The sequence below is a fragment of the Micromonospora sp. WMMD987 genome (assembly GCF_029581435.1).
GTDB classification, from domain to species: Bacteria; Actinomycetota; Actinomycetes; order Mycobacteriales; family Micromonosporaceae; genus Micromonospora; species Micromonospora rifamycinica.
The window spans coordinates 3945736-3972486 of sequence record NZ_CP120861.1 but is presented as its reverse complement, the minus strand read 5'-3'; the positions used below and the strand labels follow the sequence as shown (position 1 = coordinate 3972486).

At 73.2% G+C, this 26751-nt stretch carries 26 protein-coding genes; 18 read left to right on the top strand and 8 right to left on the bottom strand.

Annotation, left to right across the window (positions count from 1 at the left end; translation table 11 throughout):
- The first annotated feature begins 50 nt into the window (after positions 1 to 50).
- The 6 genes from urtB (at position 51) to O7612_RS16675 (ending at position 6863) form a co-directional block, all read left to right on the top strand.
- Positions 51 to 938 (top strand): urea ABC transporter permease subunit UrtB, encoded by an 888-nt coding sequence (gene urtB / locus O7612_RS16700; RefSeq protein ID WP_282265338.1) that lies wholly within the window; start codon positions 51 to 53, stop codon positions 936 to 938.
- Positions 935 to 2122: an urea ABC transporter permease subunit UrtC gene (urtC, locus tag O7612_RS16695; RefSeq protein WP_282265337.1), complete on the top strand. Its 1188-nt coding sequence runs from the start codon at positions 935 to 937 to the stop codon at positions 2120 to 2122. The genes urtB and urtC overlap by 4 nt, the downstream gene beginning before the upstream one ends.
- A complete protein-coding gene (gene urtD / locus O7612_RS16690; protein ID WP_282265336.1) occupies positions 2119 to 2874 on the top strand; it encodes an urea ABC transporter ATP-binding protein UrtD in 756 nt (251 codons plus the stop codon). Before urtC ends, urtD begins: the two co-directional genes overlap by 4 nt.
- A complete protein-coding gene (gene urtE, locus O7612_RS16685; protein ID WP_282265335.1) occupies positions 2874 to 3566 on the top strand; it encodes an urea ABC transporter ATP-binding subunit UrtE in 693 nt (230 codons plus the stop codon). The genes urtD and urtE overlap by 1 nt, the downstream gene beginning before the upstream one ends.
- A 110-nt stretch (positions 3567 to 3676) precedes the next feature.
- Positions 3677 to 5314, top strand: a complete 1638-nt coding sequence (locus O7612_RS16680) for a CotH kinase family protein (RefSeq protein ID WP_282265334.1) — start codon at positions 3677 to 3679, stop codon at positions 5312 to 5314.
- A 160-nt stretch (positions 5315 to 5474) separates the two neighbouring features.
- Positions 5475 to 6863 carry a transposase gene (locus O7612_RS16675; RefSeq protein WP_282265333.1) on the top strand — a complete coding sequence of 463 codons (1389 nt, stop codon included), beginning with the start codon at positions 5475 to 5477 and terminating at the stop codon, positions 6861 to 6863.
- 67 nt (positions 6864 to 6930) lie between these two features.
- Here the strand turns inward: O7612_RS16675 and O7612_RS16670 are convergent, their stop codons facing one another.
- The 3 genes from O7612_RS16670 to O7612_RS16660 form a co-directional block, all read right to left on the bottom strand.
- Positions 6931 to 7521, bottom strand: a complete 591-nt coding sequence (locus O7612_RS16670; protein ID WP_282265332.1) for a Rieske (2Fe-2S) protein — start codon at positions 7519 to 7521, stop codon at positions 6931 to 6933.
- Positions 7518 to 8072 carry a DUF6529 family protein gene (locus O7612_RS16665; protein ID WP_348774302.1) on the bottom strand — a complete coding sequence of 185 codons (555 nt, stop codon included), beginning with the start codon at positions 8070 to 8072 and terminating at the stop codon, positions 7518 to 7520. Before O7612_RS16665 ends, O7612_RS16670 begins: the two co-directional genes overlap by 4 nt.
- A gap of 116 nt (positions 8073 to 8188) precedes the next feature.
- Positions 8189 to 8947, bottom strand: a complete 759-nt coding sequence (locus O7612_RS16660; protein ID WP_282265331.1) for a hypothetical protein — start codon at positions 8945 to 8947, stop codon at positions 8189 to 8191.
- A 181-nt stretch (positions 8948 to 9128) separates the two neighbouring features.
- Between O7612_RS16660 and O7612_RS16655 the strand changes: the two genes are divergently transcribed.
- The 8 genes from O7612_RS16655 to mnhG all read left to right on the top strand — a co-directional run bounded on the left by O7612_RS16655 (position 9129) and on the right by mnhG (position 17107).
- Positions 9129 to 10076: an ion transporter gene (locus O7612_RS16655; RefSeq protein ID WP_282265330.1), complete on the top strand. Its 948-nt coding sequence runs from the start codon at positions 9129 to 9131 to the stop codon at positions 10074 to 10076.
- 140 nt (positions 10077 to 10216) lie between these two features.
- A complete protein-coding gene (locus O7612_RS16650; RefSeq protein WP_282265329.1) occupies positions 10217 to 10696 on the top strand; it encodes a potassium transporter TrkA in 480 nt (159 codons plus the stop codon).
- A gap of 149 nt (positions 10697 to 10845) precedes the next feature.
- Positions 10846 to 13668, top strand: a complete 2823-nt coding sequence (locus O7612_RS16645; RefSeq protein WP_282265328.1) for a Na+/H+ antiporter subunit A — start codon at positions 10846 to 10848, stop codon at positions 13666 to 13668.
- Positions 13665 to 14162 (top strand): Na(+)/H(+) antiporter subunit C, encoded by a 498-nt coding sequence (locus O7612_RS16640; protein ID WP_282265327.1) that lies wholly within the window; start codon positions 13665 to 13667, stop codon positions 14160 to 14162. The genes O7612_RS16645 and O7612_RS16640 overlap by 4 nt, the downstream gene beginning before the upstream one ends.
- Positions 14159 to 15739 carry a Na+/H+ antiporter subunit D gene (locus O7612_RS16635; RefSeq protein WP_282265326.1) on the top strand — a complete coding sequence of 527 codons (1581 nt, stop codon included), beginning with the start codon at positions 14159 to 14161 and terminating at the stop codon, positions 15737 to 15739. Before O7612_RS16640 ends, O7612_RS16635 begins: the two co-directional genes overlap by 4 nt.
- Before the next feature lie 182 nt (positions 15740 to 15921).
- Positions 15922 to 16485, top strand: coding sequence for a Na+/H+ antiporter subunit E (locus O7612_RS16630; protein WP_282265325.1), 564 nt, complete (start codon positions 15922 to 15924; stop codon positions 16483 to 16485).
- Positions 16482 to 16745, top strand: a complete 264-nt coding sequence (locus O7612_RS16625) for a monovalent cation/H+ antiporter complex subunit F (protein ID WP_282265324.1) — start codon at positions 16482 to 16484, stop codon at positions 16743 to 16745. The genes O7612_RS16630 and O7612_RS16625 overlap by 4 nt, the downstream gene beginning before the upstream one ends.
- The gene (gene mnhG / locus O7612_RS16620; RefSeq protein WP_282265323.1) at positions 16742 to 17107 is read left to right on the top strand and encodes a monovalent cation/H(+) antiporter subunit G; all 366 of its coding nucleotides are present in this window, start codon (positions 16742 to 16744) and stop codon (positions 17105 to 17107) included. Before O7612_RS16625 ends, mnhG begins: the two co-directional genes overlap by 4 nt.
- A 102-nt stretch (positions 17108 to 17209) precedes the next feature.
- Here the strand turns inward: mnhG and O7612_RS16615 are convergent, their stop codons facing one another.
- Positions 17210 to 17590 carry a YccF domain-containing protein gene (locus tag O7612_RS16615; protein WP_282265322.1) on the bottom strand — a complete coding sequence of 127 codons (381 nt, stop codon included), beginning with the start codon at positions 17588 to 17590 and terminating at the stop codon, positions 17210 to 17212.
- 136 nt (positions 17591 to 17726) lie between these two features.
- On the opposite strand from O7612_RS16615, the gene O7612_RS16610 reads away from it, so the two are divergent.
- Positions 17727 to 18743: a methyltransferase gene (locus O7612_RS16610; RefSeq protein ID WP_282265321.1), complete on the top strand. Its 1017-nt coding sequence runs from the start codon at positions 17727 to 17729 to the stop codon at positions 18741 to 18743.
- 118 nt (positions 18744 to 18861) lie between these two features.
- Here O7612_RS16610 and O7612_RS16605 read toward each other — a convergent pair whose 3' ends face one another.
- From O7612_RS16605 to O7612_RS16590, 4 genes are read right to left on the bottom strand one after another with little or no spacing between them, the layout of a single operon-like run.
- Entirely contained in the window at positions 18862 to 19884 is a 1023-nt protein-coding gene (locus O7612_RS16605; protein ID WP_282265320.1) for a methyltransferase, read from the bottom strand.
- The gene (locus tag O7612_RS16600) at positions 19881 to 21047 is read right to left on the bottom strand and encodes an aminotransferase class V-fold PLP-dependent enzyme (RefSeq protein WP_282265319.1); all 1167 of its coding nucleotides are present in this window, start codon (positions 21045 to 21047) and stop codon (positions 19881 to 19883) included. Before O7612_RS16600 ends, O7612_RS16605 begins: the two co-directional genes overlap by 4 nt.
- Positions 21044 to 22393 carry a hypothetical protein gene (locus O7612_RS16595; protein WP_282265318.1) on the bottom strand — a complete coding sequence of 450 codons (1350 nt, stop codon included), beginning with the start codon at positions 22391 to 22393 and terminating at the stop codon, positions 21044 to 21046. The genes O7612_RS16600 and O7612_RS16595 overlap by 4 nt, the downstream gene beginning before the upstream one ends.
- Before the next feature lie 56 nt (positions 22394 to 22449).
- On the bottom strand, positions 22450 to 23154 hold the full coding sequence (locus tag O7612_RS16590) for a tryptophan 2,3-dioxygenase family protein (protein ID WP_348774301.1): 705 nt from the start codon (positions 23152 to 23154) through the stop codon (positions 22450 to 22452).
- Between the two features lie 385 nt (positions 23155 to 23539).
- On the opposite strand from O7612_RS16590, the gene O7612_RS16585 reads away from it, so the two are divergent.
- The 3 genes from O7612_RS16585 (at position 23540) to O7612_RS16575 (ending at position 26609) form a co-directional block, all read left to right on the top strand.
- Complete coding sequence (locus tag O7612_RS16585) at positions 23540 to 24130, top strand: GNAT family N-acetyltransferase (protein ID WP_282265316.1); 591 nt, start codon at positions 23540 to 23542, stop codon at positions 24128 to 24130.
- Between the two features lie 165 nt (positions 24131 to 24295).
- A complete protein-coding gene (locus O7612_RS16580) occupies positions 24296 to 25189 on the top strand; it encodes a siderophore-interacting protein (RefSeq protein WP_282273942.1) in 894 nt (297 codons plus the stop codon).
- Positions 25190 to 25325: 136 nt separating this feature from the next.
- Positions 25326 to 26609, top strand: a complete 1284-nt coding sequence (locus O7612_RS16575; RefSeq protein WP_282265315.1) for a multidrug effflux MFS transporter — start codon at positions 25326 to 25328, stop codon at positions 26607 to 26609.
- Positions 26610 to 26751 lie beyond the last annotated feature (142 nt).

Here is a 26751-nt window from a genome sequence, read left to right as displayed (position 1 = left end):
GGACGGGAGGCACCCCCGTCCGGGCCGACCCACCACTGCGGAGCGCGAACGTGACAGTCCTCTTCGGCCAGCTCTTCACCGGCATCAGCATCGGCGCGGTGCTGCTGCTCATCGCCCTCGGCCTGGCGTTGACCTTCGGTCAGATGAACGTGATCAACATGGCGCACGGCGAGTTCATCATGGCCGGCGCCTACACCACCTACGTCCTCCAGCAGACCGTGACCGTCGCCGGCTGGTCGCTGCTGGTGGCGCTGCCGGTCGCCTTCGCGGTGGCCGGCACCATGGGCGTGCTGCTGGAGGTGCTGCTGATCCGCCGCCTCTACGCCCGCCCGCTGGACACCCTGCTGGTCACCTGGGGTGTCTCGTTGATGCTCCAGCAACTGGCCCGGGACGTCTTCGGTAGCCCCAACGTGCAGACCCGGGCCCCGGCGCTGCTGACCGGCAACGTGTCCCTGCCCGGCGGGCTCACCGTCGCCAACAACCGGTTGTTCATCCTGGCCCTCGCGCTGGCCGCCGTGCTCGCGCTGACCCTGGCGCTGCGGCTCACCCCGCTCGGGCGGCGGATCCGCGCGGTGGTGCAGAACCGTGACCTCGCCGCCGTCTCCGGCATCCCCACCGCCCGGGTCGACCGGACCACCTTCTTCATCGGCTCCGGGCTGGCCGGCGTCGCCGGGGTCGCGCTGACCCTGCTCGGGCCGATCGGCCCGACGATGGGCACCAACCTCATCATCGACGCCTTCCTGGTCGTCGTGGTCGGCGGCATCGGCCAGCTCAAGGGCAGCGTGATCGTCGCCTTCGCGCTGGGCGTGCTCCAGGCCACCGGCGAGTACCTCACCACCCTCAGCGTCGCCAAGGTGATCGTCTTCGTGGCGATCGTGGCGTTCCTCCAGTGGCGGCCCCAGGGGCTGTTCACCCTGCGGACCAGGAGCCTCGCATGACCGCCGCGCCGCTGGTCCGCACCGATCCCGCCAGCGCGGCCGGCACCCCGCCGGGCGGCCGGCGGGGCCGCCGGTTCGACGGCCCGGCCCGTACCGCCGCCGGGTTCGCCCTCGGCGCGGCGCTGCTGTTCGCCGTCGCCCCGCTGGCCCTGTCGGACTTCCGGCTGTCGTTGCTGGCCAAGTACCTGTGCGTGGCGATGGTCGCGGTCGGTATCGGCATCGCCTGGGGTCGGGGCGGCATGCTCACCCTCGGCCAGGGGGTCTTCTTCGGTCTGGGCGGCTACGCGATGGCGATGCACCTCAAGCTCGCCGACGCCGGCCCCGGCGAGCTGCCCGACTTCATGCAGCTCTACGGCCAGCTCGACGAGCTGCCGCTGTGGTGGCGGCCGTTCGCCAGTCCGTGGATCGCGTTGCCGGCCACCGTGCTGCTGCCGATGGCCGTCGCGTTCGGTCTCGGCTCGCTGGTCTTCCGTCGCCGGGTGCGCGGCGCCTACTTCGCCATCCTCAGCCAGGCGCTCGCCGCCGCGATGGTGATCCTGCTGGTCGGCCAGCAGGGCACCACCGGCGGTACCAACGGCCTCACCGACATCCAGGGCTTCTTCGGGTACGACCTGGACGACCCGGTCAACCAGCGGATGGTCTACTTCATCATCGCCGCCAGCCTGTTGGCGCTGCTGGCGCTGGCCCGGCAGCTCATCCGTAGCCGGTACGGCGAGTTGCTGGTGGCGGTCCGCGAGGGGGAGGAACGGGTCCGTTTCCTCGGCTACGACCCGGCCGGCGTCAAGCTCGTCGGCTACGTGATCGCCGCCGGCATGGCCGGGCTGGCCGGGGCGCTGTTCGTCCCGGCGGTGGGGATCATCTCGCCCGCGCTGATCGGGATCGTGCCGTCCATCGAGTTCGTCATCGGTGTCGCGGTGGGTGGCCGGGCCACCCTGCTCGGCCCGGTGCTCGGCGCGGTGGCGGTGGCCTGGGCGCGTACCGCCCTGTCGGAACGGTTCCCGGGCACCTGGACGTACCTGCAGGGGTTGCTGTTCGTGCTGGTGGTGGCGTTCCTGCCCGGGGGTCTGGCGTCGCTGTGGGCGCTGGCCCGCAAGCGTCGGTCGGACCCGGCGGGGGCGCGGTGGTGGCGGCGGACCCGGGCGGCGGACCCGGCCGAGAACCGGACGGAGGTGTCGGCGGCATGACCGCTGGGCAGCTCGACGGCCTGTGCGTACGCGACCTGCGGGTCACCTTCGACGGCTTCACCGCCGTCGACGGGGTCGACCTCGACGTGCCGCCCGGTGACATCCGGTTCCTGATCGGTCCCAACGGGGCGGGCAAGACCACCCTGGTCGACGCGGTGACCGGGCTGGTCCGGGCCACCGGCTCGGCCCGCTTCGGGGACCGGGAACTGCTCGGCCGGGACGTGCACCGCATCGCCCGCCTCGGCATCGGCCGCACCTTCCAGACCGCCTCGGTCTTCGAGGAGCTGACCGTGGTGCAGAACCTCGACATCGCCGCCGGGGCGACCCGGAGCTGGTGGACGCTCGCCCGGCGACGTGGCCGGATTCCCGACGAGGTGGCCGCCGCGCTGGAGACGATCGGGCTGACCGACCGGGGCGACCAGCCCGCCGGTGCGCTGGCGCACGGGCAGAAGCAGTGGTTGGAGATCGGCATGCTGCTGGTCTCCGACGCCCGGCTGCTGTTGCTCGACGAGCCGGTCGCCGGGATGAGCCACGAGGAACGCGACGCCACCGGCGCCCTGCTGGAGACGGTCAGCCGGGACCGCACCGTGGTGGTCATCGAACACGACATGGACTTCCTGCGCCGCTTCGCCCGCACCGTGACCGTGCTGCACGCCGGCAAGGTGCTCAGCGAGGGCACCGTCGCCCAGGTCCAGGCGGACCCCCGGGTGCAGGAGGTCTACCTCGGCGTCGACACCGCACCGGAGGCATGATGTTGGAGTTGCGCGGCGTGCACGCCGGCTACGGCCGCAGCGAGGTGCTGCACGGGGTGGACGTGGCCGTTCCCGCCGACGGGGTGGCGGCCGTGCTCGGCCACAACGGCGCGGGCAAGAGCACCCTGCTGCGGGTCGCCGTCGGCCTGCTGCGCCCCCGCGCCGGCACGGTGACCCTCGACGGTGAGGACGTCACCCGGCTCGCGCCGCACCAGCGGGTCGCCCGGGGGCTGGCGTACGTGCCGCAGGGGCAGCAGTGTTTCCCGTACCTGACGGCGGCGGAGAACCTGCGGCTGGTGGCCGACGGCCGGCGCGACGGGGCCGCCGCCACCGCCGAGGCGCTGGACCTGTTCCCGGCGCTGCGTCCCCTGCTGCGGCGGCGGGCCGGCCTGCTCTCCGGCGGCCAGCGGCAGCAGCTGGCCATCGCCCGAGCGCTGGTCACCCGGCCCCGGCTGCTGCTGCTCGACGAACCCACCGAGGGCATCCAACCCTCGGTGGTCGCCGAGATCCAGGACCGGATCGTCGGGCTGGCCACCGGGGCCGGCATCCGGGTGCTGCTGGTGGAGCAGCACCTCGGTTTCGCGTTGCGGGTGGCGACCCGGCACTACGTGCTGGAGTCCGGTCGGGTCACCGCCACCGGTGACGGGGGTCGGGCCGCCGAGCAGTCGGTCCGCCGGGCGCTCGCGGTGTGACCGTCCGTCGACCGGTCGCGCGGAGTGTCCGATCGGGTTCATGGAGTAATATCATCATTGATCAATGAACGGGAGTGTGGTCCAGCCGCCCTGGAGCAGTGGGAGTGATCGTGCGTGACCTGACGGCCCGGATCCTGGGCATCCTGACCGCGATCTCCCTCGGTGCCTTCGGTGGCCCCGCGCCGGCCCCGGACCGGCCGGGCGGGACGCCGGGGAGCCCCGCCCGGGTGGCGGACGCCTCCGGCGGGCTGACCGGTGACATCGTCTTCTCCGTCCCGAGCGGCACCTTCCGGGACGAACTCGCGGTGTCGCTGGGGACGGAGGTGGCCGGTGCCGAGATCCGCTACACGACGGACGGCACGCTGCCCCGGGTGGACTCCCCGCGGTACGACGGAACCCCGCTGCTCCTCACCGACACCACCCAGCTGCGGGCGTGGGCGTTCGTCGACGGGGCGGCGACCGGTGACCCGGGCACCGCCCTCTACGTCGAGCGTGCCGTGGACGTCAGCCTCGACCTGCCGATCCTGCTGGTCGACGGGTACGGCCAGGGGGCGCCCGGGCGGGAGTTCGTCGACGCCGCCGCGCTGCTGTTCGCGCCGGTCGGGGGACAGGCCTCGCTCTCCGCGCCGCCCACCCTCGCCACCCGGATCGGTTACCACCTGCGCGGCACGTCGAGTTCCCTGTTCGACAAGGCGCCCTACCGGGTCGAGTTCCGCGACAACGAGGACGACGACGTCGACCTGCCGGTGCTGGGGATGCCCGCCGAATCCGACTGGGTGCTGCGCGGGCCGTACACCGACAAGGCGTTGATCCGGGAGGCGTTGACCTTCGACCTGGCCCGCGAGATGGGTTTCCCGGCCCCCCGGTACGCCTTCGTCGAGTTCTACCACAACGTCGCCGACCGGCCGGTGGGCGCCGAGGACTACCAGGGCGTCTACCTCGTCGTCGAGACGATCAAGAATGCGAAGAACCGGCTCGACCTCAAGAAACTCGACCCCGACGACGTGACCCTGCCGGCGATCTCCGGCGGCTACATCGTGAAGTTCGAGTGGTTGACGGCCGAGGAGCCCACCCTGCCGTGCACGGGCCGGTCCGCGACCTGCTGGCACTACCTGGAGGTGGTGGACCCGTCGCCGCTGCCCCCGGAGCAGCAGGCCTGGCTCACCGGTCACCTCCAGCAGTTCAACGACGTGCTGCAGTCGCGCCACTTCGCCGACCCGACCACCGGCTATCCCGCCTGGATCGACGTGGGATCGTTCGTCGACTCGTTCCTCCTCAACGAGCTGACCCGCAACTTCGACGCCTACGCCCGCAGCTCGTACTTCCACAAGGACCGGGGCGGCAAGATCACCGCCGGGCCGCTGTGGGATCTCGACCTCACCTACGGCGTCGGCGGCGGGGACAACCTGGATCCCGCCGGCTGGCAGTACGAGCAGCAGCGGTGGCCGAGGCCCAACAACTGGATGAACCGGCTGGTGACGGACCCCGCCTTCATGGCGTCGGTGCGCACCCGCTGGGCCGAGCTGCGTCAGGGTCCGCTCTCCCCGGCCCAGCTCGACACCCGCGTCGCCCGGCTCACCGCGCCACTGGCCGGTGCGGCCGACCGGAACTTCCAGCGGTGGCCCAACCTGACCACCGAGAAGATCGGCCCCATCGTCACCCCGACCGCGGACACCTGGCAGGGGCAGGTCGCCCACCTACGGGACTGGCTGGCCCAACGGGTGGCGTGGCTGGACGCGAACCTCTAGACAAGGGATACGTCCCGACGTCGCCGCGCCCGGCACCGGCGGTGTCGCGCTGCCCGCAGGGGCAACCCGGACTGCCCGCAGGACCGGCCGGCGACCGGGGAACGGACCGGCAGATCCGGCGCACGCTGGTGCGGACCCGCCCACCGACCGGGAGACAGGCGTGCAACCGCATCAGGACGTCCAGCCGGCGCCATGGCAACACACGTTCGCCACGACCTTCGCCTGGATCGCCGAGCACGAGCCGGCGTACTTCCAGCACCTCACCTGGGCCGAGACCCAGCAGAACCACACCTGCCTGGCCATGTTCCACGCCTGGGCCGACGAGCAGGCCGCCCACACCGGCGTCGACCAGCTGCGCCGTAGCCTGGCCACGATCACGCTGCTCCAGCAGCACGCCGGTGGGCAACTGGACCGGGACCACCTCGTCGTCATGCTGGTGGACACCGTCCGGCCGCCGTGGGTCGACCACCCCCTGGCGGTGGCGTTCGGGGAGGTCGATCCGACGCTCGTCGCGGAGTTCGCGCAGATCGACGACATGTTCGCGCTGGTCGCCCGGTTGGCGCAGGTGTTCGCGGTGGACACCGGGTTCACGTTCGCCCTCTGGTCGGTGGCCGCCGAGGCGCTCGCCGTCGAGGTCGCCGGGGCGTACCTGCCGTACTTCGCCGCGGCCTGCGACGAGCACCTGCGGCAGTGGTATCTGACCGGCCCCGTCGCGCCACCGGACCTGCCCGGTCAGCCCGGGGACGCGGCACCCGACGGCGGCGACCAGCCGACGTCCCGGTGGCTGGACTACCTGGACCCCGACCGGTTCCCGCAGGTGCTGGCGGACTGCCCGGACCTCGCCGCCGGGATTGCCGACTACAACACGCAGGCGTACGCGTTCAACCTGGCCGGACCGTACCAGGAGGAGTACCGGTCGTCGGTGCACGATGCCCTCGCCCGCGTCCTGGCCTGGTACGCCCACCGTCAACCGGTGATCCTGGGTCGCCTCCAGGCGTTCGGCGGGCCGCAGGGGCAGCCCGCCGATCCGGCGACCGCCCACCTGCTGGCCCTCGCCCCGCAGTGGGAGCAGCTCCGCCAGGCCTGCGAGCCCCTCACCGCCGCCCTCGAACCCGACTTCACCGGATATCCGCCGGCCCAGCCGTTGTCGGTCCGGGAACAGATCGCGGCGGCGGCGCGGGCCCGGCTGTCGGCCAGACAGAGCCGGCAGGACGGTCCGGAACCGCCGGAACCGGTCGAGGCGCCGACAGCCGTCGCGGTGCCGCGACCACCGTCCGGCCAGTCCGAGCGGGGCGGGCAGTCGACGCCGGGCGGCATCACCGACGAGCAGTGGCGGCAGGTCGAGGCGATCCTGCCGGTCCCCGATCCGCGGCGGAGCCGGCTGTACGACCGCCGGCTGATCGTGGAAGCGATCCACCACCACAGACGTACCGGCTGCGCCTTGACGAACCTGCCGGAGCGCTACCCACCCGCCCGGGTCGTCGGCAGGTACCGGTCGACCTGGGAGCGTGACGGCACCATGCGCCTGATCGAGGCGATCCTGGACTAGAACGGAATCGCCCCGGGTGGGTGCCCGGGACGAACCGCAGCCCCGCGGGGGTGTCGGGACTCATGCGTCAGGCCAGCCGCACGTCGTCACCGTCCACGGTCACCGCCCGGGGCGTCAGCGGCCGACCGGCCGGGCCGCTCTGCACCGCGCCGTCGGCGATGCCGAAGACGCTGTTGTGGCAGCCGCAGACGATGGTGCCGTCCTTGACCGAGGTGACCATGCACCCCTGGTGGGTGCAGGTCGCCGAGAACGCCTTGATGGTGCCGGCGGCCGGTTGGGTCACCACCACCCCCTCGGCCTTGAAGATCTTGCCGCCGCCGACCGGAATGTCCGCCACCGCGGCCAGCGCCGCGGGCGCGGGCGGCTGCTCGCCGCCACCGGCGGGGGATCCGCTCGCCCCGGTGGACGGCCCGGCCCCGCCCGGGCCCGCCCCGTCCGGCGAGGCGGCGGCCGGCGCGCTGCCCTGCCCGGCGGCGGTCGGCGCGGTCGACTCGCCGTAGGTCTGGCAGCCGCTGAGCAGGGCGGCGACACCCACCCCACCAGCTCCGGCCAGCACGGTCCGTCGGGACGGACAACCCGCCCCACGCTCGTCGCACATCTGCCCGTCGTTCCTCTCCCGTGTCGCGTACCCGTCCGGTGTGCCGAGCCCGTCGGTCACGTGCCCACCCCGAAGGTGGTGAAGTACCACAGCGACGAGCTCACCCAGATTCCCATCAGGACGGTGAAGAGCACCCCGCCGACCACCGGCAGCACCCAACCGGCCAACCCCCGTTTGGGCAGGGACAGCATCTTCATGGTGAACACCCCGAAGAACAGGCAGCCGAGCAGGGAGTGCGCCAGGGTCCGCAGGTCGTAGTCGGCGAAACCCAACGCGTACAGGCAGTGCACCGCCACCGGCACGGTCAGCAGGAACGCGATCCGCCCGCTCCACCGGTGCAGCCCGCCGGCCCAGGAGGGCGAGAAGCCGCCGAGCCGGCCCCACATCGACAGCGCGGTGAGCAACTGCACCACGGCGAAGAAGGCCGCGCCGCTGCCCAACCACACCTTGACCGCCTGCGGGCTGGAGAAGCCGGCCACGTTGACCGCGATCCCGGTGGGCTGGTGCACCCGCCCGTACGCCCCGATGGCGACCGCGACCGCCGCCCCGACCAGCAGCGGCACCACCACGGAGGCGGGTGGCGCACCGGTCGGGGCGGGTGGGGCGACGATGGGCGGGGGGTCGAACGTGTCCCGGTCGAACGTGTCCCGGTCGGGCAGGACCCGGACCGACGGACCGTCGTCCGGGCCGCGTCCCACGTCGGTTTCGAACCTGCGGCGGGCCGTCGTCATTCACCGGCCCCCGGGTCGGCTGTCACCGGCGCGGCGGTGAGGGTCCGGCCGTCGAGGATGGTGGTGCCGAACGCCGGGTCCAGCGGCGGTGCCGACACCGGTTCGCCGTCGCGGGTGACCACCCCGATCTGGCTGCCGTCGGGCAGCATGATCCAGCCGCCGTCGACACCGGAGCGACGCTGCTGCGAGGTGGCGCGGTAGAGCACCGGGTCGGGCTTGCTGGTCTGCTTGGCGGTGAACTTCCACCGGCGCTGGCCCACCACCATCTCGCCGGAGGCGACACCGTCGCCGAAGGAGCCGGTGAGCACCTCGCCCTTCTTGCCGGTCAACTTCATCCGGCCGTCGGCGGCGGTGCCGTTGAGCCACACCTCCAGCTTCTTGCCGTCGCAGACGTACGCCACCGCCTTGCCGTCGGTGACGGTGATCGCGATGGTGGCGCCGCCGTCGAGCCGTCCGGTCCAGTTGGAGTCGGCCCCGGCCGCCGGTGGGGCGGCCGGTGTGGAGGTCGGCGACGGGGCGGGCTGGCCCCGCTGTTCGGCGGGCTCGGCCGGGGCGGCCGGCTCGGCCGGGGCGGCGTCCGGTGGTGGCTCCGCCGGCACGGCGGGTGACTCGACGGCGGCCCCGGGCGAGGCCGCCGCGTTCGTGGCCGTCCGGGGGTCGACCGTACGCGGCGCCGCCTGGGCGCTCATCGCGAACAGGACGGCGGCCATGCCCGTCCCGGTCAGCAGGGTGAGCAACGGGGTCATGCGCTTCATGAGCAACTCCCTTCACCCCGGATGTACGAAGTCGGGGCGCAGGTCGTTCAATCCGCGACGAGATCGCTGTGCCGGGAGCGGACGGACGACCGACCCGTCACCGTCGGTGACCGTCCGGTGGGGCCGATAGGGTGTCGGCATGGCCGCCCTGTTCCCGTACCACCGCGGGACGGGGTGACCGGTGCCCTCCGCGTCCCCTCCCGCGCCCCGGCGGTCCCCCGATCCCGGGACCGCCCGCCCGTCCGGCCTGGCCGGCTGGTGTGCCCGGGTCTCCCGGTCGCGTCCCTTCGAGGCGGCGATCGTGGTGCTCATCATGGCCAACGCCGCGGTGCTCGGGGTGGAGACCTATCCCGACCTCGGGGTGGCCCGGCCGGTGCTGCACTGGTTGGAGCTGAGTTTCCGGGCCGCCTTCGTCGCTGAGATCGCCGTCCGGGTGCTGGCGTACGGTCGCCGGCCGCAGGACTTCCTCCGGCACGGGTGGAACGTGTTCGACCTGGTGGTGATCGCGGCGATCTTCCTACCCGGGCTGCACGGGGACTCGGCGCTACTGCGGGTCGTCCGGGTCGCCCGGGTGCTGCGGCTGGTGCGGTTCTCGCCGGGCCTGCGCACCATCGTGGCCGCGTTGTGGCGCAGCCTGCCCGGTGTCGGCGGGTTCCTCGCGCTGGCCATGGTGACGCTCTACGTCTACGGCATGGCCGGTTGGTTGATCTTCGGCCGGGCCTATCCGGAGCAGTACGGCGACATCGGCCGGTCCCTGTTGACCCTGTTCGTGCTGCTGTCCCTGGAGACCCTGCCGGATCTGGTCGAGCAGGGCCTGGCGCTGTCGCCGTGGACCCTCGTCTACTACGTCAGCTACGTGGTCATCACGGTGAACCTGTTGCTGAACATCCTGATCGCGGTCATCGTCAACTCGATGGAGGAGGCCCGCCGGCTGGAGATGACCGAGCGGCTGGCGCCCGGGTACGACGTTGACGGCGACGGGGTGCCCGACGAGGTGGACCGGATCGCCCTCACCCAACGGCTGGACGACCTGCGGGCGGTCATCGCCGAACTGGAACGGGAACTGCGCATCGACCGGGACGAGCCGGCGAGCCGGCACCGGTCCGCCGAACGCACCGACGCCCGGTGACGACGGGCATCGGTGTCCACCGCCGACGTGTCGCCGGGACGGCGGAGGTGGGCGATCACGCCCTGATCATGATAGGGATGAAGGGGCGCGCGGCCGGTAACGGCCGGACGCCCCTTCGGTGATGGGCGAGGGAGGTAGGCATGCGGTTCGAACGGACGGTTCTTCCCGGGGTCGGACTCTGCCAGCGCTTCGCCACCACGAACGGCCAGTGGGCCAGCGTCATCTCCCACCCGGGCGGCCGGCGCGACATCGTGATCTACCACCCGGAGGACGGCGACACCGCCCTCGGCACCCTGGTGCTCGACCAGTCCGAGGCGCAGGCCGTCGCCGCCGTGCTCAACCAGGCGGTCACCGTCGACCACCTGGCCGAGCTGGAACGCCAGCTCCCCGGCGTCGCCGTGGTGCGAATACCCGTCGCCGTGGACAGCGTCGGTGACGGAAAACGCTGGCGGGACACCGGGTTGTCCGGCCGGCCGCTGTCGCTGCTGGCGGTGGTCCGCGCCGGCCGGGTCGTCCCGACCCCCGGTGACGACTTCGTCCTGCTCGCCGGGGACGAGGTGGCCGTCGCGGGTACGGAGGCGGCCACCACCTCCGCTGCGGACGTGCTCGCCGGTCACTGACCGGCCACCACGACAGACCGAACGACCAACCAGGGTTACGCCACCGTCGCGGTGGCCGTGCGACCCGGGGACGCCCGTCCCCGTGCCGCCGGTCCCACGCAGCCCCGAGCGGGCGGGGGAGACCCGACACCGATCTTCGAGGAGGGTATGTGCTGGTCCTGGTGGCGGTCCACGCCCTGGCAGCCGTGGTCGCCCCCGGGCTGGTACGCCGATTCGGTCGCCGGGCGCTCTACGCCGTCGCGCTGGCCCCGGCCGCCACGCTGGTCTGGGCGCTGACCCGTACCGGTGGGGTGCGGTCCGGTGAGCCGGTGGTGGAGACCTGGCCGTGGGTGCCCCGGATCGGCCTGGAACTCGCCCTCCGGATGGGCACCCTGTCCTGGCTGATGGTGGTGCTCGTCGGCGGGGTCGGCGCGCTGGTGCTGGCGTACAGCGCCCGGTACTTCCGCTCCGACGACCCCGGGCTGGGCCGCTTCGCCGCGGTCTTCGTCGCGTTCGCCGGCTCGATGCTCGGTCTGGTCGTCTCCGACGACCTGCTGCTGCTCTACGTGTTCTGGGAACTCACCACCGTCTTCTCGTACCTGCTGATCGGGTACGACCCGGCCAAGCGGGCCAGCCGGCGGGCCGCCATGCAGGCGCTGCTGGTCACCACCCTGGGCGGGCTGGCCATGCTGGCCGGTTTCGTGATGCTCGGCCAGCACGCCGGCAGCTACCGCTGGTCGGTCGTCGCCCCCGATCTGCCCGGCGGCGGTTACCTGGTCACCGCGCTGATGCTGATCCTGCTCGGCGCGCTCAGCAAATCGGCGATCGTGCCGTTCAGCTTCTGGCTGCCCGGTGCGATGGCCGCGCCCACCCCGGTCAGCGCCTACCTGCACGCCGCCGCGATGGTCAAGGCCGGGGTGTTCCTGGTCGCCCTGCTCGGCCCCGCCGTGGCCGGGGTCACCGCCTGGCGGGTGGTGCTGCTCGTCGCCGGCCTGGCCACCCTCCTGCTCGGCGGCTGGGTGGCGCTGCGCCAGACCGACCTGAAGCTGCTCCTCGCCTACGGCACGGTCAGCCAGCTCGGGCTGCTGATGGTGATCCTCGGCGCCGGCACCCGGGACGCCGCGCTGGCCGGTGCGGCGATGGTGCTGGCGCACGCCCTGTTCAAGGCCACCCTGTTCCTCGTCGTCGGGATCATCGACCACACCACCGGCACCCGGGACCTGCGCGAACTCAGCGGCCTCGGTCGGCGGGCGCCGGTGCTGGCCGGGGTCGCCGTGCTGGCCGCCGCGTCGATGGCCGGGCTGCCGCCGACGGCCGGCTTCGTCGCCAAGGAGGCCGCCCTCGACGCCTTCCAACACGGGGGTACGGCGGACCTGCTGGTGCTGGCCGGGGTGGTGACCGGCTCGGCGCTGACGGTGGCGTACACGCTGCGGTTCCTGTGGGGGGCGTTCGCCGGCAAGCCCGGTGTGCCGGCGGCCGGACCGCACCCGGCGGGCCGGTCGTTCCTCGCCGCCCCGGCCCTGCTCGCCGTCGCCGGTCTGGCCGTCGGCGTCGCCGCCCCGGCCCTCGACGGCCTGCTCGCCCCGTACGCCGACGGGTTCTCCACCACCGGTGCCGGCTACCACCTGGCGCTGTGGCACGGCCTGACCCCGGCGCTGGGGCTGTCCGCCCTCGCGGTGGCGGCCGGCGGCGGCCTGTTCCTGCTGCTGCACCGGGGGCGGGTGCGGGCGGCCCGGTGGACGCCGCTGGACGGCGCGGCCGGCTACGAGCGGCTGGTCGCCGGGGTGGACCGGCTCGCGGTCGAGCTGACCGGCGCCACCCAGCGGGGCTCGCTGCCGTTCTATCTCGGGATCATCCTGGTGGTGCTGGTCGCGCTGCCCGGCGGGGCGTTACTCACCGGGGGACCGTGGCCCCGGCAGTTCCGCGCCTGGGACACCCCGTTGCAGGCCGTCGTCGCCGCCCTGGTGATCGTCGCCGCCGTGATGGCCGCCCGCGCGCTGCGCCGGCTCACCGCGATGATCCTGGTCGGCGTCGCCGGCTACGGCACCGCCCTGATGTTCGTCCTGCACGGCGCACCGGACCTGGCGTTGACCCAGTTCCTGGTGGAGACCGTCACCATCGTCATGTTCGTGCTGGTGCTGCGCCGGCTGCCGGTCAAGTTCTCCGAACGGCCGATCCGGGCCAGCCGGCGCGGCCGGATCGCGATCGGGGTCGCCGTCGGCGCGGTCGTGTCCGGGATGGCCTGGGTGGCGGCGAGCGGCCGGCTGGCCACCCCCATCTCCGAGCGGTTCCCTGACGAGGCGGTCTCCTACGGCGGTGGCAAGAACGTGGTCAACGTGACCCTGGTCGACATCCGGGCCTGGGACACCATGGGGGAGATCGCCGTGCTGGTGGTGGCCGCCACCGGGGTGGCCAGTCTGATCTTCCGCCGCTCCCGGGACCTGGACCGGCGCAGTGCCTTCCCCGGCCCCCGACCGGTGACCACCGGCGGTCCCCGCTGGCTGACCGCCGGCTTCGAGGCGCACCGGCACTCGGTGATCCTCCAGGTGGTCACCCGGCTGCTCTTCCACGCCATCGTGCTCTTCTCCGTCTACCTGCTCTTCTCCGGCCACAACGCCCCCGGGGGCGGGTTCGCCGCCGGCCTGGTCGCCGGCCTGGCCCTGGCCGTGCGCTACCTGGCCGGCGGCCGCCGGGAACTCAACGCCGCCGCGCCGGTCGACGCCGGGGCGGTGCTCGGCGCGGGGCTCTTCCTCGCCGTCGGCACCGGAGTGGTGGCGATGCCGCTGGGCGGGGAGTTCCTCCAGAGCGCGGTGGTCGACCTGCACCTGCCCCTACTCGGCAAGGTCCACTTCGTCTCGTCGGTCTTCTTCGACGTCGGCGTCTACCTGATCGTGGTGGGCCTGGTGCTGGACATCCTGCGCAGCCTCGGCGCCGAGATGGACCGCCAGCAGGAGGACGCCCGCGACGACGTACACGACAAGGAGCTGGTGTGACCCCGAACCTCACCTACATCGTGGTGGTCGGCGTGCTGTTCGCCGCCGGGGTGACCCTGCTGCTGGAGCGCAGCCTCACCCGGGTGCTGATGGGCGTCATCCTGCTCGGCAACGGCGCGAACCTGCTGCTGCTCACCGGGGGCCGGGCCGGCGGCCCGCCGATCGTCGGCACCACCGAGCAGGGGGAGATGAGCGACCCGCTGCCCCAGGCGATGGTGCTCACCGCCATCGTCATCACCCTCGGCATGACCGCGTTCCTGCTGGCGCTGTCGTACCGCAGTTGGCACCTCAACGGCCACGACGAGGTGCAGGACGACGTGGAGGACCGCCGGATCATGGACCTCGCCGACCGGGACGAGGGGCCGGGCACCGACGACGCCGACCAGCCCGACTCCGACGACCAGCTCGACGACGGCCGGCCCGACCCGGACAGCCGGCGGCCCTCGGCGGCCCCGGTGGTGGCGGCGGCCGGCGAGCGGGGGAGGGACGCGTGAACTACCTCGTTCCGCTGCCGGTGGTGATGCCGCTGCTCGGCGCGGCCCTGACCCTGCTGCTGGCCAGCCGGCCCCGCGCGCAGCGGTGGGTCAGCCTCACCGTGCTCACCGCGACCGTGGCGGTGGCGGCCACCCTGCTGGTCCGCTCCTCGATCGACGGGCCGCTCGTCGTCGAGGTCGGCGGCTGGGTCGCCCCGCTGGGCATCGTGCTCGTCGCCGACCAGCTCGCCGCGCTGATGCTGGTGGTGTCCGCCGCCGTCACCCTCTGCGTGCTGGTGTACTCCATCGGGCAGGGCATGGCCGACGGGCACGAGGACACCCCGCTGTCGGTCTACCACCCCACCTACCTGGTGCTCACCGCCGGGGTGTGCAACGCCTTCCTCTCCGGCGACCTGTTCAACCTCTACGTCGGGTTCGAGATCCTGCTGGTCGCCAGCTACGTGCTGCTCACCCTGGGCAGCACCGAGACCCGGATCCGGGCCGGCACCACGTACGTCGTGGTCAGCCTGCTGTCGTCGCTGATCTTCCTGGTCGCGATCGGGCTGGTCTACTCGGCCACCGGCACCCTCAACCTGGCGCAGCTCGTCGACCGGCTCGACGCCCTCCCCGACGACCTGCGGCTGGTGCTCCAGGGGATGCTGCTGCTCGCCTTCGGCATCAAGGCGGCGGTCTTCCCGCTGTCGGCGTGGCTGCCCGACAGCTACCCGACCGCGCCCGCGCCGGTCACCGCCGTCTTCGCCGGCCTGCTCACCAAGGTTGGCGTGTACGCCATCATCCGTACCGAGACGCTGCTGTTCCCCGGTGGCCGCACCGCCGACCTGCTGCTGGTGGTGGCGGCGTTGACCATGCTGGTCGGCATCCTCGGCGCGGTCGCCCAGTCCGACATCAAGCGACTGTTGTCGTTCACCCTGATCAGTCACATCGGCTACATGCTGTTCGGGGTGGGGCTCAGCTCGTCGCTCGGGTTGGCCGCCGCGATCTTCTACGTGGTGCACCACATCACCATCCAGACCACCCTGTTCCTCGCCGCCGGTCTGGTCGAACGCCGGGGCGGCAGCACCGCGCTGGACCGGCTCGGCGGGCTGGCCCGGCTGTCGCCGCTGCTCGCCGTGCTGTTCTTCGTGCCCGCGCTGAACCTGGCCGGGATCCCCCCGTTCTCCGGGTTCCTCGGCAAGCTCGGCCTGGTCCAGGCCGGCGTGGACGACGGCGGCGTGCTGGCCTGGGTGCTGGTCGCCGGTGGGCTGCTGACCAGCCTGCTCACCCTCTACGCCATCGCCCGGGTGTGGAACCTGGCGTTCTGGCGTCGTCCGCACCCGGAGATGCCCGAACCGCAGGACAGTGTGCACACCGTCCGCACCGACGGGGTGGAACAGCCGTACCAGGGGCCGGACCGTGACGCCCACCCGGGCGCGATGCTGCCCCGCCTGATGATCGCGCCGACGGTCGCCCTGGTGGTGCTGGGGCTGGGGCTGACCGTGGTGGCCGGGCCGCTGTTCGACCTCAGCTCCGACGCCGCGGACGACCTGCTGCGGCGCACCCCGTACGTCGAGGCCGTCTACCCCGGGGGTACCCCGTGAGCCACGATCCGCCGCCGCCACGGTCCACGGACCCGCCACCCGGAGCGCCGCCGTCGCCGCGGTCCGCGGATCTGCCACCCGGCGCGCTGCCGTCGCAGCGGTCTACGGACCCGCCGCCCGGTGCGCCGCCGTCGCCGCGCGCCGGGGAGCCGTCGCCGCCGGAGCATCCCGAGGACCTGCCGTTGACCCCGGCGGCCCGCCGCCGCAACCGGGCCGTCGCGATGATCGTGCTGGTCACCGTCTGGGTGCTGCTCTGGGGGACGCTGAGCTGGGCCAACGTGCTCGGCGGGCTGGTCGTGGGGCTGGTGGTGCTGACCGTCTTCCCGCTGCCCCCGGTGACCTTCGCCGGGCGGTTGCACCCGTTGCCGCTGCTGCGGTTCGCCCTGCGCTTCCTGCGCGACCTGGTGGTGGCCAGCGTCCAGATCGCGGCGCTGGCGCTGCGGTTCGGGCACCCCCCGCTGGGCGCGATCATCGCGGTGCCGCTGCGGGTCCGCTCCGACCTCAACCTGACCCTGACCGCCGAGGCGCTGTCCCTGGTGCCCGGCAGCCTCATCGTCGAGGTCGACCGGGACGCCGGCGTCCTCTACGTCCACGTCCTCGGGGTACGCGACCGCGCCGAGGTCGAACGCTTCCGCACCGGCGTGCTGGAGTTGGAGGCCCGGCTGATCGCGGCGATCGGCTCGGCCGAGGAGCAACGCCTGATCCGCGAGCACACACCCCCCGTCATGGAAGGGACCTCGACATGACCGCTGTCGCCGTGATCGTCACCGTGCTGCTGGCGGTGGCGGGGGCGCTCACCCTCGCCCGGATCGTCCGGGGGCCGTCCGTGCTCGACCGGGCGGTCGCCACCGACGTGCTGCTGGCGATCGTGGTGGCCGCCGTGGCGACGGAGGCCGCCTACAGCCGGGACGCGACCGCCCTGCCCATCCTCGTGGTGCTGGCCATCCTCGGCTTCGTCGGGTCGGTCAGCGTCGCCCGGTTCGCCAGCCGGCGGGACGACCGGTGAGCGTCGACGCGGTGCTGGACGTGGTGGCCGCGGCCTGCCTGTTGGGCGGCGCGCTGCTCAGCCTGGCCGCCGGGGTCGCCCTGGTCCGCTTCCCCGACCTGCTGTCCCGGATGCACGCGGCGGCCAAGCCCCAGGTGCTCGGCCTGCTGCTGGTGCTGCTCGGCTGCGCGCTGCGGCTGCGGACCGGGGTGGACGTCACCACGCTGGTGCTGGTCGGCGCGTTCCAGTTGGCCACCGCGCCGGTCGCCGCGCACATGATCGGCCGGGCCGGCTACCCGCACGACCGGATCCGCACCGACCTGCTGATCACCGACGAACTCGCCGCCCACCTCGACCGGCTGCACGCCGACCGTCGCGCCTGACCGCCGGGGTGACCGCCGTGCTGGAGCGGCGGGGTGACCGCCGCGCCTGACCGCCGGGATCGACCGGCGGGTGGGCCGGCGGCGCGGCGGCGGCTGCGTCGGTCAGGGGGCCTCGACGACCTCGCGGCCGAGCGGCCAGAACGCCGCCGGGACCAGCTTGAAGTTGGCGATGCCGAACGGGATGCCGATGATCGTGACGCAGAGCGCGATCCCGGCCAGCAGGTGGGACAGCGCCAGCCACCAGCCGGCCAGCAGCACCCACAGCACGTTCGCCAGCCCGGACGGCACCCCGGCCCCCGGCTTGGCGACCAGGGTGCGGCCGAACGGCCACAGCGAGTACGCGGCCAGCCGCAGCGAGGCGACCCCGAACGGGATGGTGATGACGAGGACGAAGCAGATCACCGCCGCGACGAAGTAGCCGAGCGCCAGCACGATTCCGCCACCGAGGATGAGCCAGAGGACGTTCAGGACGAAGCGAATCATTCTCCCATGATGACCGGTGCCCGCCACTGTGCCCGGGAAGCCCGGCGACGGCGGTGGTGCGCCACCGGATGACGTCGGGACGCGGCACACCGAAGGTTTCTTTCAGTCGTACCAAGATTCATGATTTTATGTACCGGTGATCACTCCCACTCCTCTCATGCGTATCGTCGGCGGTGTCTGGGCCTTCAAGACCCTCGCTGTCGGGGTCGAGTTCGGCCTCTTCACCCGGCTGGCCGGCGGGCGCACCGTCACCCTCGCCGAGGCCGCCGCCGAGTTCGGACTCGACGAACGCCCGGCCGACCTGCTGCTGGCCGCCAGCGCGTCGCTCGGCCTGCTGGAGAAGGTCGGCGACGGCTACCGCAACTCCGCCCTGGCCGAACAGTTCCTGGTCGAGGGGCAGCCGTACTACTTCGGCGCCCAGGTGCGCTACTCCGACCTGCGTACCTACCTGCCCTGGCACCGGGTGGGCGAGGCGTTGCGGGGCAACCGGCCGCTCACCTGGGATCCGCAGCAGCAGGATTCGTTGTTCGACACCGCCGACCCGAAGATGGTCGCCGAGTTCTGGGACGCCATGTTCGCCACCTCGCGGTTCACCGCCCGCGCGCTGGCCGACGCGTACGACTTCGGCGCGCACCGCCGGCTGCTCGACGTCGGCGGTGGCGCGGGGGCGTTCCCGATCGAGTTCTGCCTGCGCCTGCCGGAGCTGCGGGCGACCATCCTGGACCTGCCGCACGTCTGCGTCCGGGCCGGGGAACGGATCGCCGAGGCGGGGCTGACCGACCGGATCGACGCGGTCGCCGGTGACTTCCTCGCCGACCCGGCCCTGCCGGACGGGCACGACGTCATCCTGCTCAGCATGATCCTGCACGACTGGGACGAGCCGACCAACCGGGCACTGCTCGCCCGGTGCCACGCCGCGCTGCCGCCCGGCGGCGTGATCGTCATCAGTGAACTGCTGCTCAACGACGAGCGCACCGGTCCGGCGGAGGCCGCCCTGATGGGCATGAACATGCTCGTCGAGACCGAGGGCGGCAAGAACTACTCCGGTGCCGAGTACGCCGCATGGCTGGCCGACGCCGGTTTCGTCGACGTCCGCACGGTGCCGTTCGAGGCTCCCGGCGCCAACGGCGCCGTGCTGGCCCGCCGGCCCTGACCCGGCCCCGCCCGGCCCGCCCACGCCGACGACCGGCGCGGGCGGGCCGGCGGTGTCGGCGGGTCGGGACCGGCGTTGACGCCCCGGTGTCGGCGGGTCGGGGCCGGCGTCAGGCGGGTCAGCCCGGTTTGTACGCGGTGACCAGCTCCCACCCGCCGGGCAGCACCGCCACCCGGGTGAAGCCGACCTCGGTGAGCAGCCCGGTGTAGAACTCGACCTCCCGCAGCCGGCTCACACAGGTGTCCACCCCGATCAGGAAGTAGCTCCAGAAGAACTGCACGGCCAGCCGGTCGGGGGTGCGGAACTCCTCACCGATCAGCAGCAGCCCACCCGGCGGCAACGCCGCGTACGCCTGCTCCACCAGGTGCCGGGCGACCTCGTTGGGCCAGTCGTGCAGCACCCGGACGAACGACATCGCGTCGTAGCCCGACGGCAGCGGCCCGGCCAGGAAGTCGCCGCCGACGAAGCCCAACCGGTCGGGGTGACCCCGGTCGACCCGGGTGGCCGCCACCAGCGGGGCCACCGGCGGCAGGTTGAACACGTCGGCGCGCAGGCCCGCAGCGGTGTCGAGGATGTGCGCGGCGAGGGTGCCGTCCCCGCCGCCGACGTCCAGCAGGCGTCGCCGGTCCGGCCAGAGCAGGTCGGCGTGCCGGCGCAGCGTCTCGATCACCGGGCCGAGCCCGGCGGCCATGCTGCGCTCGAAGTCGGCGGTCTGCGCGTCGGTCTTCGGGGGCCAGGCGAAGTCGTCGTCGGTCATCCCGACCTCGCCGCGCAGGCTCTCGGCGAGCCGGCCGTGCAGCAGCCGCCACGGGTAGCGGTCCCGGTCGCGTTCGATCGCGTCCGGGCCGACCACGGCCAGCACGGCGTCCCGCAGCCCCGGCACCGCCCGGTAGCCGGTCCCGGCGATGTCGTCGCCGGACTCGAGGCGGGTGACGCAGCCGAGGCTCTCCAGGCAGTCGAGGAACTTGTAGAGCCGTAGCGGGCGCACCCCGAACCGGTCGGCCAGCGCGTCCAGGCGTACCGGGCCGGGTTCCAGCGCGTCGAGCAGGCCGAGGGTCAGCGCGGTCTCCAACACGTCGACGGCCTTGGGGCCGTTGACGAGCAGGCTCATCAGCGCCCGCGGCGACAGGGTGACGCTCACCGGCCCAGCTCCTCGACCAGCGCGTCCATGAACGCGTCCACCTCGTCGGGGGTGTTGTAGACGTGCGGGCCGACCCGCAGCCAGCCGCGCCAGCTACAGATCATGTTCCGCGCGGCCAGCCGCCGCTTGACCGCCTCGCCGTCCGGGACGTCCAGACACACCACCCCGCCCCGGCGCTGCGGGTCGGTGGGGCTGACCACCGGGATGCCGGCCGCCGCCGCCCGGTCCAGGACCCGCTGGGTCAGCACCAGCGAGTGCGCCCGGATCGCCCCGACGCCGACGCCCGCGAGCAGGTCCAGGCCGACCTGGGAGATCAGCGAGGTCAACGGGTACGGCGTGCCGCCGGCGAAGCGTTGCGCCCCCGCCGCCCATCCGGTCGACACCCGGAAGGTCAACGCCCGGTCGCCGGCCTGCCACCCGGTCGCCGCCGGTTCGAGGCGCTCGGCCAGGTCGGGGCGGACGTAGAGGAAGGCGGTGCCGGCCCCGCACAGCCACTTGTGCGCGCCGCCGAGGACGACGTCGACGCCGAGCGCGGTCACGTCCAGCGGAACCGCCCCGACGGTCTGGAAGGCGTCCACCACGACCAGGGCGCCGACGGCGTGGGCGCGGGCGACCAGCCGGGCCAGGTCGACGGTGGCCCCGGAGGAGAAACTCGCATGGGGTACGCAGACCAGCAGCGTCCGCTCGTCGATGCGGGCTTCGAGGGCGTCCTCGTCGAACCGGGGGCCGCCGGTGCCGACCACGTCGAGCCGCGCGCCGTAGCGGCGGAACGCGGCACCGATGAACGGCACCGTCGGGTACTCCAGATCGGTGGTGACGATCCGGTCGCGCGGCGGGCGGTAGTCGAAGCAGGAGAGCACCCGGGCCAGCAGGGTGCTCAGGTTGGCGTCGGTGACCACGCTGCCCGGGGGTGCGCCGAGCAGCGCGGCCACCGAGTCGGCGTACCGGTCGAGGCCGACGTGCCAGTCCTGCCACACCTCGTCGCGCCAGCCGCGCAGGGTCTGCCAGTAGTCGGCGAGCACCCGCTCGACGCCGCGCGGTGCCGCGCCGGTCGAGTTGTTGTTCAGGTAGACGCACGTCTCGACCACCGGGAACTCGGCGCGCAGGGCGGTGTGTGCGGCGGTGTCCAGGCAGCGGGCCGGGAGGGTGTCGGATCCGCTCACTCGGGGCGTCCTCCAATCGGGTCGGTCGGGGTCGGCCGGGGGTCGGTGGACACGGCGGTGAACACCGGCACCGAGCGGACGGCCGCCAGGTAGGGGGTGCCCTCGGTGTAGCCGGTGCCGGACCGGGAGCCGAGCATCCGGACCGCCAGCCGGTGGTGGGTGCGTCGCCAGGTCAGCACGGCCTCGGCGAAGGCCGCCATCTGCTGCCGGACCAGGGTGTGGTCGGCGTCGCGGAGCCGGCCGTCCCGGACCGCCGCCCGGTAGGCCTGGTCGATCGACGGGTGGCCGGCGCGCACCAGGTCCCGCACCTCCGGCACGGACCGGTACGCGGTGGAGTCGAGCCGGGCCGGCTCGGGGGTACGGCACAGGGACTCCATCAGCTTGTAGGAGCGGGACTGGATCGCGCTGGCCCCCTCGGTGTACTCGCGGAACGTCCGGAACGCCGCCGGTTGCATGGTGGCCAGCAGCGAGAAGAGCGCACCGGCCCCGCCGATCAGGTCCCGGGCGTACGCCAGTCGGGCGGCGGCCGGGCGGGGCCGGCCGGTGGCCAGGTCGGTGATGGTGGCCCGCAACTCCTCGGCGACCCCGGCGAAGAGACACTCGTACGCCTGGAGCACCCGGATGAACAGGTACTCGTCGTGGGAGACGTAGACCGGCAGCATGCTCAGCCGCAGGGCCAGCTCCCGGGCGGGATCCCGGTCGGCGACGGCGAGCCGGTGCAGCGCCACCGCCGCCGTGACCGGGTCCGGGTCGGTGACCGTCGCGGCCAGACCGAGCCGGGCGAGGGCGGCGAAGGCGGCCCGCACCGCGAGCCGGCACCGCTTGGTCACCAGGGTCGGCCCCGGTCGCTGCTCGGGGAGCAGGTCGGTGGCGCCGGCCGAGGCGGCCAGCTCGAAGGCGACGGCGTCGGCGACGAGGTCGACCAGGAGCCGGTCGCGCTCGCGCCGTCCGCCGTCCGCCCCGGCGGGCTCGTGTCGTCCGCCCGGCCGGGCGGGTCCGTGCCGTCCGCCCGGCCCGGCCGGTCCGTGCGGCCCGGCGGGCACCTGGTCCCGGGGGCGGGTGGGGGTGGTGATGGGCAGGGGGAGCAGGGGCAGGGCCAGGTAGCTGCGGTAGTCGTACCGGGCGTCCCACTTGTCCAGGGCCACGTCGAGGAAGGCGGACAACCGGTGGGCGGCGGGCGTCCGGGCGGTCACCTGGCCGCGGATCCGGTCCAGCCGGGCCAGGAGTTCTCTGTCGACGAAGTGTTTGCCGACCCGGTTGAATTCGGCGACCACCACGTGGTATGGGAATTGTTCGGGGTCGGCCGTACCGGACGACCAGCTCGTCAGCTCACGCACGGACCGCACCTCGGCTGGGGATGTGTCGGGGACAGCGTCGACAATTCTTCGAGTGACGCGGCTCGTCATGCCTCTGCGGTGCGGGAATGGGCCGCCGCCGGGTGGCCGGCGTCCGGCCGGGTCGCGCGCAGCTCGGGGAAGAAGCGGTGGTCGAGGAGCTTGGCGAGCACCGTCGCCGGGCTGCCCGGGGAACCGTCGGCGGCGTGCCCGCCGACCCGTAGCGCGACCTGGTAGTGGTGGGCCCGCCACTGGGAGACCTGCTCGTCCCAGGCGGCCATCGCGTCGGCGAGCCGGCGGGTCGGGTCGGTCGGCGGCAGCCCGTCGAGCGGGCCGCCCCGGCTGCCGAGGTGCTCGGCGAACGCCCTGCCGAGCTGCCGGCTCGCCAGGGTGACCCGTCGCCAACCGGGGGACTCGGCCCCGGAACCGTTGCCCAGCGCCGGTTGCATCGTCTGGAAGTCGACCGGCGAGAGGTGGCGGAACATCACCAACTGGTCGGTGACCAGACGCACCGCGAGCGTGGCGCGGGTCAGCAGTGCCTCCGCCGTCGCCGGGTCCGCCGCCACCACCCGGGCGACGGCGGCGGTCAGCTCGGCCTCGGCCAGCTTGAGCCACAATTCGGCGGACTGGTGCACCACCTGGAAGAGCAGCTCGTCGCGGTGCAGCATCTCCTCCGGGCGGCGCTGCAGATCGAGCAACTCGTCGATGCGCATGTAACGGGCGTAGTCGGTGGAGCCGTCGCCCGGCAGCACGGGTGCCTGGTCACGTTTCACGAGTGTCCCTCCGGTGAGCGCCGGCGCGGCGCGGGTGTCGGCGCTCAACAGAGACAATTATTCAACGACGAATGGCAATGTGTCACCCCCTGTTTCGCGGGGCTGTTCCGTCGATTCACGGGATGAATGTTCCCTGGTCCGCCCGATGTGTGAGCGCTGACACAGGAAATTGTCGTCGTCAATGCCTGGTGTCTTCCGGCGTCCGGTCGGGGTGGGCCGCCGTGGGTACGCGGCGTCGCCGGCTCGCCGCTGCCGGCTCCCGTCGGGCGGTGCGCGGCGTGTTCGGTTGCCTACCGTGCGAAAGCGTGGTTAGGTCGTCACGCCCGTCGGGCGGCGGCGCGCGGTGGTCGACGGTGGTCGCCCGGTCGACCCCGGAAGGAGTGTCATGACGGCGGTGCCGACCTCTGTCCGGCGTCCGGTCGAGGGTTTCGGTGAGATCTCCATCCGGCCGGTGGAGCCCGACCGGGACGTCGAGGTGATCCACGACTGGGTGACCCGGGAGCGGTCCCGGTTCTGGGGCATGCGCGACGCCAGCCGGGAACGGGTCCACGAGATCTACACGTACCTCGACTCGCTGACCACCCATCACGCCTACCTGGTCCATCGCGACGGTCGGCCGGTGGCGCTGTTCCAGACCTACGAGCCGGCCGCCGACCCGGTCGGACGGTGTTACGACGTGCGCCCCGGCGACTTCGGCATCCACCTGCTCATCAGCCCCCCGGACGGCGGTGTGGAGCCCGGCTTCACCGGCGTGCTCCTCGACGCCTTCCTCGCGTTCGTGCTGACCGATCCGACCCGGCTGCGGATCGTGGCCGAGCCGGACGCCCGCAACGCGCGGGCCGTCGACCGGCTGGTCCGGGCCGGTTTCGTGCCCGGCCCCCTGGTCGACCTGCCCGACAAGCGCGCCCGGCTGCTGTTCCTCGACCGGGGTGCGGGGTGTCCCGGCGGTCGGCGGCCCGGTGGTGCCGCCGGCTGACCGCGCGTCGCGGCAGGGGTGGCGGGTCCTCCGATCGGGGGTGTGGGGGGCCGGGTGGCCATTCATCTCTCTGCTTAGGTTAGCCTCACCTACGTGCTTAGTGATCGAGTTCGCCCGGCCGGGGAGCCCCACCACGCCACCGGCACCGCCACCGGCACCGCGACCCTGCCCGTCGCCCCGTGGCGGCTGTTCGACGTGCAGGTCCGCGCGACGCGTCGGCTCAGCCCGTCCTTCCTGCGGGTCACCTTCACCGGTGCGGACCTCGACCGGTTCGCCGACAACGGCTACGACCAGCGGATGAAGCTGGTGCTGCCGCTGCCCGGCCGACCCGGCGTGCACCTTCCCGGCGGCGTCGACTGGTACGCCCACTGGCGGGCACTGCCCGAGAACGAGCGCTGCCCCATCCGCACGTACACCGTCCGGGCGGTCCGGCCGCACCTGGCCGAGGTCGACATCGACCTGGTGCTGCACGGCGACAGCGGGGCGGCCGGCCGGTGGGCGCTGCGGGCCCGCCCCGGCGACGAGGCCGGCCTCCTCGGGCCCGACGCCGGCTACCACGGTGACCACGGCGGCATCGAGTTCCGGCCGCCGGCCGCCGGCCAACTGCTGCTGGCCGGTGACGAGACCGCCGTACCGGCGATCTGCGCCATCCTGGAACGCCTGCCCCTCGACGCCCGGGGACACGTGCTGTTGGAGGTGCCGGACCGGGCCGACGTGCTGCCGGTCGTCACCCCGTCCGCCGTGACGGTCGACTGGCTGGCCCGCGACGGTGGCGGGCACGGCAGCCGACTGCTGCCCGCCGTCGCCACGGTGGCGCGACGCCTGCTGTGCGACACCCACGTGGTCCCCACCGGGCCGATCGTCGACGTCGACGTCGACCGGACCCCGCTCTGGGAGGTGCCCACCCCGACCGCGCCGGTACCGGTGTATGCCTGGCTGGCCGGCGAGGCCGGGGTCATCCGCGCGCTGCGCCGGCACCTGGTCGCCGAACGGGGCATGGACCGGCGCGCGGTCGCGTTCATGGGGTACTGGCGGCACGGTCGCCCGGACCCGGCCTGAGGCCTGAGCTGCCGCTGTGACCCGCGTTACCTCTCGGCGGAGCGGGAATCAGACCGGCGGATCCGGATTTGAAGCCAGGTGTGACTGTCGCCCTGACCCCCGCCCGACCACATCGTGACCGGGCGGTGCTTCCCCGATGACCGGTGTCGCCCACGAACCGCTGGCGAAGGTCGCGCCGACGCCCGGTGAGCTGATGACCGGCGGGCAGCGGGTACGCCTCGTCCTCGTCCTCGGCTCGTTGCTGGCCGTCGGCCCGCTGACCATCGACATGTACCTGCCGGCGCTGCCCGCCATCGCCGCGGACCTCGCCACCACCTCGGCGGCGGTCCAGTTGACCCTCACCGGCACGCTCGCCGGGCTGGCCCTCGGTCAACTGCTGATCGGACCGCTCTCCGACGCCGTCGGACGACGCGGCCCGCTGATCGCCGGCCTCGCCCTGCACATCGTGGCGTCCGCGCTCTGCGTCGTCGCCCCCAACATCGTGGTCCTCGGCGGCCTGCGGGTGGTGCAGGGCCTCGGGGTCGCCGCCGCCACGGTGGTCGCGATGGCGGTGCTCCGTGACCTGTTCAGCGGTACCGCCTTCGCCACCCTGCTGTCCCGGCTGCTGCTGGTGATGGGCGCGGCGCCGATCCTCGCCCCGACGCTCGGCGGCGGGGTGCTGCGCTGGACGGACTGGCGGGGCGTCTTCGTGACGCTGACCGTCCTCGGCGTGCTGCTCGTCGTGCTGGCCGTGGTCGGCCTGCCCGAGACCCTCCCGGCGCGCAACCGCCAACGTGGCGGCGTGGGGACGACGGTGGGCCTGTACGGTTCGCTGCTGCGCGACCGGGTCTTCGTGGGGCTCGTCCTGGTCGCCGGCCTGGCCATGGCGGCGCTGTTCGCGTACGTGGCCGGCTCGTCGTTCGTCCTCCAGGAACGGTACGGGCTCGACGAGCAGCAGTTCGGGCTGGCGTTCGGGGCGGGCGCGGTGGGGCTGATCGGGGCGGCCCAGTACAACGTGCGACTGCTGCGTCGCCACCCGCCGCAGCGGATTCTCGTCACCTCGCTGACCATCGGCACCCTGGCCGGGCTCTCGCTGCTGGCCTTCGCGGTGACCGGCTTCGGCGGGCTGCCCGCCCTGCTGGTGGCGCTCTGGGCGGTGCTGGGCTCGGCCGGACTGGCGATGCCGAACGCCCCGGCGCTGGCGCTGTCCCGGCACGGCGAGGCGGCCGGCACCGCGTCGGCCCTGCTCGGTGCCGTGCAGTTCGGCGTCGGCGCGGTGGCCGCGCCGATGGTGGGGGTGCTGGGCAACGGCGCGGTGGCGATGGCGCTGGTGGTGACCGGTGGCATGGTGGCGGCGCTGGCGGTGCTGTTCCTCGTGGTGCGACCGTCCCGGCTCGCCGGCCTGGAACCGCCGCCCTCGGCGGTCGTGGTGGTGCACTGATCGCCGGTGTCCGGCAACGGGGACAGGGCGGGTCCGGATGGACCCGCCCTGTCGGCAGTGACTACCAGGGGATTTGAACCCCTAGACCACATCGGTGATCCGCAACCGCGCAAAGTGGCAGTCACCGGAAGCGTAGACCCGC